Origin of the sequence: Bacillus sp. FJAT-42315 (genome assembly GCF_002797375.1) — a bacterium.
Classification (GTDB): Bacteria; Bacillota; Bacilli; order Bacillales; family Domibacillaceae; genus Bacillus_CE.
Genome location: NZ_KZ454941.1, coordinates 737,660 through 749,825, shown reverse-complemented (window position 1 = coordinate 749,825; position 12,166 = coordinate 737,660). Strand labels below are relative to the sequence as shown.

Sequence of the window (12,166 nt, the reverse complement as noted above, 5' to 3'; positions counted from 1 at the left end):
CCCTTACGTTACATTTCTAATAATTGATCGAAGTAACCATCTTTTTCATTTGGATTAATGTTGATTAATGTGCGACGATCTAGCAATAAATTGCCCCATTCACAAGATGTTTCGGATACGAATGTACATGCATGACAAGCCGCGCCATTTGCGGTTGTATGGTATTCAAATTCTCCATCCGAACAGATTGGATCTGATGAACAATAGCTCATTTTTTCTAATGCACGAATAATAATTGGTAATAGCTTCTCGCTTTGCGCCAAGTTTGTTAGACCACCTAAACTTCCTTCTGAATCCCCAGAGGCTGTGTAAATAAACACACCATGCATATCTTCATTCGCGTAAATACGCTCCTTTAAGGATGTCGTTGTATAACCACAATGTGCAGCTAATTCTTGTAATAAAGCATGGCTAAATGTATGTAACAATATTTGGCGCGGCAAAATATCTAATGGCGTTTTTTTAAATTCTTCACGGTGGGCATTATATGCCTTTACAATAGCGTTCGTTACTTGTTCAGTTTGTTCCCACTTAAGTAGCTTCTCTAAATTAAATTGAAAGAAAATACCTTCACCATAGTTTCGCACAGCAGGTAGCCATTTTTCTTCATTTGTTATAACGACTGGCTGTGTTTTCACTTCATCATCTGTAAATCGGTCAATGTAGTCTAAACGAGTAAATTCCTTTAATACCTGAACTTCAGGTACAGAGTCTACGCGGAAAATCCCATCAAAATATGGCACTAGAATAGGCGCAATTTCAACTTTTTTAGATACAAAACGTTCTTCGTTTATTTCATCCTGTATTAATGTATTCCACTCTTGCTTTTTAATCGATTCATAGGTCGAGCATTCTTCTAGTGTTATCTCTCCGTCTAAATAACGCTTAATAGTCGACATAAATGATAGTGGGATATTTTTTAAATTACATGCAGCTTCTATTCCCTTTTCTTGCATTCCTTCATACATCACTCTAAAAGTTGCTTCATCTTTTTGAACTAAATATAAAACATCAAATTCAGAGCTAGAAGCTGTTAAAGGAACCTGTAAAAAGCTCACAATCGACGGTGAATACACATTCGATGCTCCACGTAATATCGTTTTCATTTTGCAATTACATTTCTGTTTAGCATGTTCACTAATCCATGGTCTTTCCCCTTGGCAATCAAACAAACTATGATTATCCCTTTCTTCAGGCTTCATAATAGCACCTAAACTTTCACTATGCTTACAATGCAAACAAACCACATGTAAGTCAGATAAAGATCCACTTGAACCACGCGTTTTTAGCATTAATCGTGGCTCTTTAGATTGCTCTGTGCAAGGCTTATTTCGATGAACCCATTCATCATAAGGAAAATCCGAAAGATGTCCATTTTCACATGCTAATACAAAACGGCTTGCATATAGCTCCTGTATATCCTCTTGATTTTTGCGCGCACAATGGTAACACGTAGCATTATCATACCACGTCACATTATGGCATTTTGGACATATTTTCCATTTCGGGAATTCAACTGCCTTTATTTTTTGTTTATCAGGATTTTCATTTAAAATACGCACATGATCTACACCTAGAAAAGATGTAATTCGCACATCCTTTTCTTGTGGCGCCCTTCTTGTTTGCCATTGATCCGCTGATTTAACAATAACGCTTTGATTTAATAGTTCAACGATCGCTCCTGGTCCTGATTGATATATTAATTGGGAAGGTCTGATTGTTTCATTTTGTTGGGTCATGATTTTAACACCTCAATTTCAATAGATGCTTCTACGTTTCTCAGTGACATCATAGCTGGGCGAGCATCTTTTACTTTCACTTCTTCGTTAAAGTTTTTTAATAAATAAGCTTTTACATATTGTGATTCTTTGTAAGCCAATGTATTTTGTGCGTATTTCAACGCTAACTCTTGCCACCATTCTAATAAATCCTTTACTTCCGATTCGATTGTTGCACCATAAGCTTCCTGGACTCTTTCTAAAAATTGAACGGTAACAGTATCTACTTTATTTTGTAGCTGTGTTATTTTTTTCGGACTTTGCTCAGCGTTGATTTCCATAATCGTTTGACGAATAAATCCGATAAACGTACCTGTTAACCCTTTATATAAAGCCCCTTTAGCAAATGGCGTCACGCTCATCGTTTCTACATGACGATATAGTGCTTGATGATAAACTTTAAAGCGTTCAAAATGTGACAAGTCTCTAGAACGCATCGAATTTAATAGAATAAACACAATTCCTGGATATTTACGCCCTACACGACTAGTTGCTTGAATGTATTCTGAAGTCGTTTTAGGTTGCCCTTGTACAATCATTGTTCCTAAACGATCCACATCAACACCTACAGAAATCATATTCGTTGCAAGTACTGCATCAAGAACACCCGCTTCATCCATTGTTTTTTCCATTCGGGTAAGTAATTGAGGAATTTCTTGTGCTTTTTTTCGACTCGTTAATTCTTCAACGACTAAATCATGTTCAAATTTATTCGTTGGATCTAGCATATTTAATCGTGTGTTTATTTCGTCTTTAAACGTCGTGACCATCCCTGCCAATTCTTTAACCGTATTGAAATAGCCTAGCATTGTATAGTATGGATCTACTTTAAACTTCGGTTCACTTCTTGTGATTGTTGCATAGGCACTATATGTTTGAATCGCTTGAATTTTATTACTTACCCCTGGTGCACATATTCCGACATAATATCGTCCTGGCTTTTCTAAAGTAGGCACTTCCTTTGAAACAAAATTATCATTTGCTTTTTGTACAGCTAACGGGAATTGTTGCATCTCTCGCCCATACAGTGCACGGATTTGCTCTTCTGCACCACTAATCGTCGCTGTTGATGCTATGACTTTGGCCGGTCTTCCATTATGTCTCGTCAATAAATCAATCGCTACTTCATACAAACCTGTTAAAGAACCTAGAGGACCTGAAATCAAATGTAGTTCATCTTGAATAATTAACTCAGGTGGTTTCAAACGATTAATCCGACTGTATCCTCTTGGAGTAGATTCGCTATATTCAAATCCTAGCTCTCGATGATAAACATTTTTATTACCAAACAGCTCATGCATATTTTGTTTCCATGGTAACTGAGCGATTTTATCCACTGTGCCTATTAACAATGTTGGTAACTTCTTGTAAATTGCCTCATCGATCGTATATACAGGAATTCCATGTTTAAACGCACATTCTTTATTAGAACAACATATTTTCTGTGAATTATAGTTAATTTCATACTGCTCTGGACCTAGTTCCGACCCACACCATGGACAATGCATTAGCTGAATAGGATTGCCAGTTTTAACTTCCTTACCTTCTAGTAATTGTTCAAGCTTATCCATTGCATCTTCAAATTTATTAGGTGATGAATCCTTCCCAATCCACAACCCTATACTAAATGGCTCTTCTCCAAATAATTTTGCATTCGGCTTACGCAAAACTTCTGCCGCGCAAATCAAAGCTGCAGCTCGTTGGAATTGTTGAGTCGTTAATAAACGCAATGTATATCGCATAAAAACTGTAACTCCAGCGTACTTGTCTATTTGATTCGGCGCTAATAATCGACGGTAAGCCATGACATAAGCAGCTACTCCTAAATACGCCTCTGTTTTACCGCCACCAGTTGGAAACCAAATTAAATCAACAATTTCTCTATCACGATGTTGTTCATCCGATGCACCTGCAATATTCATGAGTAAAAATATTAATTGGAATAAACGCCATTCGCCATCTAATGTAGGTTTTATTCGCTCGCCTGTTGTACGATATGTTTGAGCCACTGAAGATTGCGCTCGTTGCAATAACATCGCGCGGTTAGCAAACTGAAACGCTAAATAACATAGAGAGTTGTTACTTTCCGTCACAAGTGAAATGCCCTCTTCTAAACGTTGGATAATATCCTTTACTTTTAAAACGTTTTGTTCTGCCTCAACTTTTAAATAATCTGGTAGCTCATTTACTATTTGCATTTCATGATTCAACCACAGTTTATAGGTTGCTGGTATAACACTTAATTTTTCTTTCAAAATATCTGCAGGATATTCACTTAAATCCTTCATCTTAAATGACTGGTTTTCGATTTTACAATGCTCCACATTCGGCAATTCATATCGTGGCATCCATGTTGAATAAATCGTTGTAATATTTCCACCAACTTCCCAATCCACTCCTACGCCATGACCGATTGCTAATTCTTCTTTATCACGATATAGTAGTTCATTTTGAACATTGTACTGATCAGCCTTTGACGTAAATTTAGCTATGTGAGTTGTTGGTATATGTACCTTTAACAAACTTTGAAACATGACCTCATTTTGTAATGGGTACTGTTCTCTCTTTAAACTATTCATTAAAAAAACATTTACGTGATATAAATTATTTCTATAAGTAACGGTATAACGTACTTTCCCGTACTTGGAGTCATTCAAATTTTCCAGCGTATCAGTTCTCTTGTTTAAAAGGTTAATTTTCCATTTTTCCCATTGTGGCATACGTTTATGTTCTTTATCCTCATAAATAGCCCAAGATGCTTCTATTTCTACAGTCGTTAATTCTTTTAATTTAAAACTAAATCCCATTGTAGAGGGACGAAAAAGTTTCTTTATCGTAAGCTGTTCATTTAACTCTTCTTCACTTACTTGTACATGTGTTTCTATTGCATTATCGCGCTCATTTACTACATCCGATGTTGAACCTAACGGGACTAATTTCCCTGTTAGATAAAACTGCATCGGCCTAATGTTTTCACCGAGTATTTCATCTTCCTTACGTGGACCAACTAAATATGTTTCTAGTTCATGAATTAAGTCTTTACGTAAAATTGAATATTGCTCCATATAAGTTACACACCCTTTCATTTTAGGTAGTTTATCTATTATTATAACATCTTTAGATTTTGTTTAGGTATTATTTACCACACTTACGATTTAATTAATAAACTAACAAAAATCATAACTCTAATTATTAGTTAATGGGGGTTGGAGCATATCAACATCGTATATACTTTACTTGCTACCGATAGGCACCTACCTAAAATAACGCAATATTGACTTCTTCGTATTCTCAATGTAGCTATCTTTATGTGCTACATAGATAGTAAAAAAGCATATGAAGCTATCCACTCACTACCTTGGAGTTTAGACTTCATATGCTCTATTTTGATCCGTTCATCGAAATGTAAATAATTCTTTTGTTTATACTTTAACTGGTTGATATTAGAAGAGATAGAAAGGTTATGTAATCATCGTGATCCCTTACTCCGCTTCATAACGGAACAACCTGCTAGCCTAATGTTTTGGAATTTATCCAAACAAAAAACCACCAAATACATATTTGGTGGAGACGGTGGGACGTGCTATTCCATGCTTTCGACATGGCACTGACTATATCTTGAACCTGAGTGATTCAGGTCCTTCGGCGTATTATACGAAAAATAGATTTACTTGATTCTCAAGTAGGTTTTCGTATCCTAGTACTACCCGCTAAGTGGCAGCCTATAAGTCGATACACGGCTGTTGGATTGCTCCACACACCGCTCGGCATTGCCTTATCGCATTTATGCGACTTAGGTTTCACCGATCAAGCCGAATTTTCACTTGCGCGTTACCACACAAGGCGACTAATTACTAATCGAACCCACGTCCAAAGATAACGGCACTTAAGCTTCTACGAGTGTAGTCGATATATTCGCGTTTCGCTAAGCTTCTCTGCCTATCGACAGGCGTTAAAGCCGCTAGTCTGGTTGTTCTCTTCCTTCTTCCTCAGACGGTGGAATCCGGCGTAACCCGCTAAAGTTGAGTCCGCTACCCTACCACACGGGTGATGGAGGGGCGAACCGCTAAGCGCTTATTAAGCAGCTAAAGCGAAATTGTTTTGTTGTTTGCCAGTTATAGGCTTTGACGTTTTAACGAGGCCGATCCCCTCGACTCGCAACCTAAGCTCGAACTACCCCTGTCGAATCCGTAACGTCCCCATGATAAAAGGGTTGCGGATGCTCCAGGCTATCAGCCAGAGCTAAGTTGTCATGTTGTGACAGGACTAATTATAGCATACTCACATCGAAAAGTGCAAGGCGTCCGTTTATCGGCGACAAGCAAAAGACGAGCCGGCTGGAAGGTTGTTCTTTAACCTTCTAGATGGATTGGCTTTTGACCTCGAGCCGATGACGCCTGGAACTAGACATTAACCTAGTTGGAAAAAAAACATGTTCTTTTCTTCGATCGACGCTGGTATTACATTCCTTTTTGACGGTCACGGAAGGCGCGATCGATATCTCGTTTCGCTTCTTTCTTCTTCAAATCTTCACGCTTGTCGTATTTCTTTTTCCCTTTTCCTAGACCGATTAACACTTTCGCATAGCCATCTTTTAAATACATTTTCAATGGAACGATGGAATAACCTGCTTCCTTCGTTTCCCCGATCAGCTTATCGATTTGCTTGCGGTGCAGAAGTAGCTTTCTTGTGCGTAGTGGTTCATGGTTGTAACGATTTCCTTGCTCATATGGACTGATGTGCATATTATGAATGAACACTTCTCCTTGTTGAATACGAGCGAACGCGTCTTTTAAGTTGACGCGGCCGTTACGGATCGATTTGATTTCTGTTCCTTGGAGCACAATTCCCGCTTCGTATGTTTCTTCAATAAAATAGTCGTGGCGCGCTTTTTTATTTTGAGCGACGACTTTTCCCTCTCCCTTTGGCATTTGCTTCACCTTCCATTTTTCATTTGAGCCGACAGCCGTAACTGCCGGCTCACTAATCATTGTTTATTTTTACGTTGTTTCTTCATTTTCTTCGGCACACCTTCGTAAAATTTGCCGCGTTTTTTCTTTTTACGAGAAGGCTGATTGGACCATTCTCCCGCGGGTTCTTTCTCGCTGTTGCCTTGTGGACCACGTTTTTTCTGGTCGTTGGATTTTAATTTTACCACTTTTGGTTGTTCTTTAAACGAACGTTTTTTCACATTTTTCATGCCGACGATTTCAAAGTCGATCGATTGCTCGTCTTTGTTCACGTTGGTCACACGAACGGTAATTTCATCGCCAATGCGGAAGACGTTTCCGGTGCGCTCACCGATCATCGCAAAATGACGTTCATCGTAACGATAATAGTCATCGGTCATATAGGAGACGTGAACGAGCCCTTCAATCGTATTTGGCAGCTCGACAAACATCCCAAAGTTCGTGACAGAGCTAATAATGCCATCGTACTCCTCGCCAATTTTATCAAGCATATATTCCGCTTTTTTCATTTCATCAGTGTCGCGCTCGGCATCAACCGCACGGCGCTCCATATTTGATGTATGTTCGGCAATGCCTGACAAACGCGCATCCCATTTCGCTTGTGTCGCCGGATCGATTTCTCCATTAATTAAATACGTGCGAATTAAACGATGCACGATTAAATCTGGGTAACGACGAATCGGTGACGTGAAATGTGTGTAAAATTCGGTCGATAATCCGAAGTGACCGAGGCTCTCTGGATTGTATTTCGCTTGTTGCATCGAGCGTAGCATCACGGTAGAAATGACGACTTCTTCCGGCTTGCCCTCGATTGCTTCAATAATTTCTTGCAGCGCACGCGGGTGAACGACATTCGCTGTTCCTTTCACAATTAAGCCGAAGTTCGTAATAAATTCAAAGAAGCGCTGAAGCTTGTCTTCTTTCGGGTCTTCGTGAATTCGATACATAAACGGCACGTCCATCCAGTGGAAATGCTCGGCTACCGTTTCGTTAGCGACAAGCATAAACTCTTCGATTAAACGCTCCGCCACTGAACGCTCACGCAATACAACGTCGGTCGGCTTGCCCTCTTCATCGACTAATACTTTTGCTTCTTTAAAGTCGAAATCAATCGCCCCACGTTTTTTCCGCTTGTCACGCAAAATCGCCGCGAGGGTTTCCATGTCTTCAAATGCCGGCACGAGTGGCTCATATTTTTGACGTAACTCTTCATCTTTTTCAACAAGAATGCTGTTCACATCGCTATACGTCATGCGCTCCGTCGTTTTAATGACGCTTTGGAAAATTTCATGGCTGACGACTTCTCCAGCTGCATTAATTTCCATTTCACAAGACAGTGTCAGTCGATCGACTTTTGGATTAAGCGAGCAAATACCGTTGGATAGGCGATGTGGAATCATCGGAATGACACGGTCCACTAAATAAACACTCGTTCCACGCTCATATGCTTCTTGATCAATCGGAGAACCTTCCGTCACATAATGGCTAACATCGGCAATATGCACACCTAATTTATAGTTTCCATTATCAAGCTTCGTCACTGTGACCGCATCATCAAGGTCCTTCGCGTCAGCTCCATCAATCGTCACAATCGTTTCCCCGCGCAGATCACGGCGATTTTCCGTGTCTTTCGGGTCAATTGTATCCGGTACCGCATTCGCTTGTTCCATTACTTCTTCCGGAAACTCCTGCGGCAAGCCATGCTTATAAATGACGGACATAATGTCGACGCCGGGGTCATTTTTATGTCCAAGAATTTCGATGATTTCACCCTCAGCATTTTTGCGGCCTTCTGGATATGACGTAATTTTCACGACGACTTTATGCCCTTCGACCGCTCCTTTTGTCACTTCTTTCGGGATAAAAATGTCGCTGGCGAACTTTTTATCATCTGGAACGACAAAACCGAAATGCTTGCTGTCGGTGTAAGTTCCAACAATTTCGCTTTTGCCTCGTTCTAAAATGCGGACAACCGTTCCTTCACGGCGTGATCCACTCGTTTCGGACGTGATTCGGACAAGGGCAATATCTCCGTTCAATACCCCATTTGTCTCATGTGGCGGGATAAAAATATCATCCATTCCCGGCTCCTCTGGTAGTAAGAAAGCAAAACCTTTCGCGTGACCAGAAATTTTCCCGCGAACTAAATTCATTTTTTCCGGTAAGCCATAGCGATTCGCTCTCGTGCGAACGACGAGACCCTTTTCTTCCATGTGCACAAGTGCTTTCACAAACTCTTTAAAATCAGAAGAATCTTCAATTCCAAGCGCTTCTTCTAGCTCTTTCACCGTTAGTGGCTTGTAGCTTTCTTCTTTCATATATGTTAACAGTTGCTCGACGTACTGCTTTATTTCTTGTTCCATCTCTTTCCCTCCTGTTCTCTTTAAACTGTCCAGTCTAACCGCTCTAAAAATTGATACACATCTTCATGAAGCTGCTGTTTCTCTTTATCTAGTGTGATCACATGACCGGACTCTTCATACCATTTCATTTCCTTCATCGTTGACTCGATTTCTTCGTAAATAATATTGGCGCTGTTTGGGTTAATCATTTCATCGTGTCTCGCTTGAACGACAAACGTCGGCGCATAAATCATATCAATGCTCGCACGAACGTCAGCGATTAAATGTTGCAAAGCCTGTAACGTATTCATCGGCGTCTTTTTAAATTGTTCCATCTCTTTTTCAATAACGTCTTCCGATTTCCCTTCAAACTTTTTAAAGCCACGCGCATATTCTACAACGCCATTGTACATGACTTCTTCACTTTTGAAATACATCGGGGCGCACATCGTGATCACGCCTTTGACCGGTGCCGTTTCCGCTAACTTTAAAGAAAATACACCGCCAAGTGAAAGACCCGCTACCGCAATCTCATTATAGCCAAGCTCCTTCAAATGATTATAACCATCCAGTACATCTTGCCACCAATCATCAGGCCCCGTTAACACAAGTTCTTCTGGCGGCACACCATGCCCTTTATAATGAGGAGCGTGAGACGTGTACCCTTGTTTCTCTAAAAAGCGACCGAGCATGCGAACATCGGAAGAATTACCTGTAAACCCGTGGAGCAAAAGAACCGCCCGCTTGCCCGCTTCAAACGTAAATGGTTGTGGTAAAGTTAATTTCATGATGCATAAAGCTCCTTTTCTCTAGTATGGACCGTTCCTTCAACTCTCAACATTATTTTACGAAAAATTTCCTCCAGTAGCTAGTAGGAGGGGGGTAATTAAATGGAACTGATGACTAATCCGACAATTTTCTTGCCTGATTCTACAAATTTCGTACCCAATAATCGTTCATTCCCGCCCGATTTACTGATATTCGCGACTAAAAAAGGCGATTTCCCACCTCATTCGCCAAAATAAAAAAGCACCCATACGGATGCTTTTTTATTACAGTCCTAAATATGATACAGCGATCGTTAAGCCGAAAAATAAAACCGCTAATACGACCGTAGCACGATGCAGCACTAAATCAATGCCGCGTGCTTTTTGTTTACCGAAAAGCTGTTCCGCACCACCAGAGATCGCTCCAGATAGACCAGCGCTTTTACCAGATTGAAGAAGAACAACTGCAATTAACGCAATCGACACGATGACAAGAGAAACCATTAAGATTGTATGCAACATGTTTTTTTAACCTCCATCAAACGAACATACGAATATTCTTATTTTAACATAAGAATTGGAATTTGAAAAACAAGAATTCTATTCGCTCGTTTTAAATCGTTGAACGGTTTGATGGAGCTCATCGGCAAGTCCTGCTAAGATAGCGGAGGAAGCATTAATTTCTTCCATCGAAGCAAGCTGTTCCTCCGTCGCTCCGGCAATTTGTTCCGTATTGGCAGCGGCTTGCTGGGCCCCTTCGTCTAACGTTTCTATCGTAGAAACGATATGAGAGACATCTTGGCGAATGTCTTCGATCTTAGATGAGACATGAACAATGACTTGTTGCATCCCTTCAACAGACGATTGGATCGTTTGAAAATCGGTATTAGCTTGGTCGATCGTTTGAACACTGGAGCGAACGTTAGCTGTCGATTCCGTCATGCTTGTTTCCACTTTCTTCACTTGCTGCTGAATCGTTTGAATCATCGGTTTAATTTGTTCCGTCGAAGCGGCCGATTGTTCTGCGAGTTTTTTTACTTCCTCCGCGACAACCGCAAAGCCTTTGCCATGCTCTCCTGCTCTGGCAGCTTCAATCGAGGCATTCAGTGCTAATAAATTCGTTTGTTTCGCAATATCAGAAATGACTTGAACGATGTCATCAATATGATCCGTTTGCTCAACTAAGCTAGAAATATCCGTTGCTAAACTATCAAATGAATTTGTCATTTCATTCATCTGTGCAACGGAAGTCGTGAGCACCTGCACCCCATCTTTCGCCGCTTTTGTCGTCGTTTCAACCGCGCTAACCGCTTGCTGCGACTGATAATGAATGTCTGAAATCGCCTCATTCATTTGCTTCGTCGTCTCTGTCGTATTAACAGTGAACGTTTTTTGAGCCTCTGAAGCCGTTGCAATGCCCATCATCGAATGGGTAATTTGTTCAGATGCTTTACCTGCTTCTTCTGACACGACACTTAATTCGACTGACGAATCATTCACTTTTTCCGCGTGATGAGCTACTTCTTGAATCATTTGCTTTAATTCTGCCTTCATCATATCAATGTTTTGGCCTAATCGACCAATTTCATCTTTACGCTGAATCGATAACGAGGGCTTGCTCAAATCTCCTTTAGCAATAGATCGAACTTCACGCTCAATCGACAAAATGGGGCCAATCATTCTTTTTGTATAAATAGAAATAATAACTGTACCAATTAGAAAAGCGGCAATCAACGTGATCAATAAATAAGTAACAATGTGATTCGCCCCTGCGTTAAAGTCTTTCATATAGGTGCTCGCCGTCACGTTCCATCCCCAATGAGGATCATTTGCGACATAAATGATTTTCGGAGCGGTTTCCTCCGAATTCGGCAAATTCCATGTATACTCAAGGAAACCTTCTTGACTACTACTAGATAAAATATCCATAAGCTCTTCGCCTACATTCACCCCATCAGGCGTGACAATCTTCATTAAATCGTCTCCCTCTATTTGCGGATGAGCTAAAAGAGTGCCTTGATCATCGGCGATATACATGTAACCGCTTTCACCTAAGTCGAAACGATCCGTAATCGAGCGCGTCCCATCCGCTTGCTTCGGTCCCAAGATCATTTGCTTCACTTGCTCCTGCGCTTCCTCAAGCGGCACATCACCCTTCTCCACTTGCTTATTCAACACTTCAATCGTTGCCAGCACAAACTGCACATCATTTTTTAAATTTTGTCTTCCGAGTTCATTTAATTCCTCTTTCGACGTTCCATAAGAAATCAAACCTATGACAAAAGCCGGCACAGCCAAAAGAACGAGTG

At 40.5% G+C, this 12,166-nt stretch carries 7 protein-coding genes and 1 other RNA gene; all 8 read right to left on the bottom strand.

Annotated elements, in window-relative coordinates; genetic code table 11:
- Positions 1 to 8 precede the first annotated feature (8 nt).
- The 8 genes from drmB to CEF22_RS03400 all read right to left on the bottom strand — a co-directional run bounded on the left by drmB (position 9) and on the right by CEF22_RS03400 (position 12,149).
- Entirely contained in the window at positions 9 to 1,739 is a 1,731-nt protein-coding gene (drmB, locus tag CEF22_RS03435; protein WP_100401764.1) for a DUF1998 domain-containing protein, read from the bottom strand.
- Complete coding sequence (gene drmA, locus CEF22_RS03430; RefSeq protein ID WP_232726054.1) at positions 1,736 to 4,843, bottom strand: DISARM system helicase DrmA; 3,108 nt, start codon at positions 4,841 to 4,843, stop codon at positions 1,736 to 1,738. The genes drmB and drmA overlap by 4 nt, the downstream gene beginning before the upstream one ends.
- Before the next feature lie 790 nt (positions 4,844 to 5,633).
- Positions 5,634 to 5,971: a transfer-messenger RNA gene (gene ssrA / locus CEF22_RS03425) on the bottom strand.
- A gap of 267 nt (positions 5,972 to 6,238) precedes the next feature.
- Positions 6,239 to 6,709, bottom strand: a complete 471-nt coding sequence (gene smpB / locus CEF22_RS03420; RefSeq protein WP_100403892.1) for an SsrA-binding protein SmpB — start codon at positions 6,707 to 6,709, stop codon at positions 6,239 to 6,241.
- A 56-nt stretch (positions 6,710 to 6,765) separates the two neighbouring features.
- Positions 6,766 to 9,111, bottom strand: a complete 2,346-nt coding sequence (rnr, locus tag CEF22_RS03415; protein ID WP_100401762.1) for a ribonuclease R — start codon at positions 9,109 to 9,111, stop codon at positions 6,766 to 6,768.
- Between the two features lie 20 nt (positions 9,112 to 9,131).
- On the bottom strand, positions 9,132 to 9,878 hold the full coding sequence (locus CEF22_RS03410; protein ID WP_100401761.1) for an alpha/beta hydrolase: 747 nt from the start codon (positions 9,876 to 9,878) through the stop codon (positions 9,132 to 9,134).
- A gap of 264 nt (positions 9,879 to 10,142) precedes the next feature.
- Positions 10,143 to 10,361: a preprotein translocase subunit SecG gene (gene secG, locus CEF22_RS03405; RefSeq protein ID WP_439167894.1), complete on the bottom strand. Its 219-nt coding sequence runs from the start codon at positions 10,359 to 10,361 to the stop codon at positions 10,143 to 10,145.
- 96 nt (positions 10,362 to 10,457) lie between these two features.
- Positions 10,458 to 12,149 (bottom strand): methyl-accepting chemotaxis protein, encoded by a 1,692-nt coding sequence (locus CEF22_RS03400; RefSeq protein ID WP_442857387.1) that lies wholly within the window; start codon positions 12,147 to 12,149, stop codon positions 10,458 to 10,460.
- Positions 12,150 to 12,166: the final 17 nt, after the last annotated feature.

What these genes read in the sequence shown, in the direction of transcription:
- drmB (WP_100401764.1), bottom strand. Translation starts at nt 1,739, where the DNA reads ATGACCCAACAAAATGAAACAATCAGACCTTCCCAATTAATATATCAA.
- drmA (WP_232726054.1), bottom strand. Translation starts at nt 4,843, where the DNA reads ATGGAGCAATATTCAATTTTACGTAAAGACTTAATTCATGAACTAGAA.
- smpB (WP_100403892.1), bottom strand. Translation starts at nt 6,709, where the DNA reads ATGCCAAAGGGAGAGGGAAAAGTCGTCGCTCAAAATAAAAAAGCGCGC.
- rnr (WP_100401762.1), bottom strand. Translation starts at nt 9,111, where the DNA reads ATGGAACAAGAAATAAAGCAGTACGTCGAGCAACTGTTAACATATATG.
- CEF22_RS03410 (WP_100401761.1), bottom strand. Translation starts at nt 9,878, where the DNA reads ATGAAATTAACTTTACCACAACCATTTACGTTTGAAGCGGGCAAGCGG.
- secG (WP_439167894.1), bottom strand. Translation starts at nt 10,361, where the DNA reads ATGGTTTCTCTTGTCATCGTGTCGATTGCGTTAATTGCAGTTGTTCTT.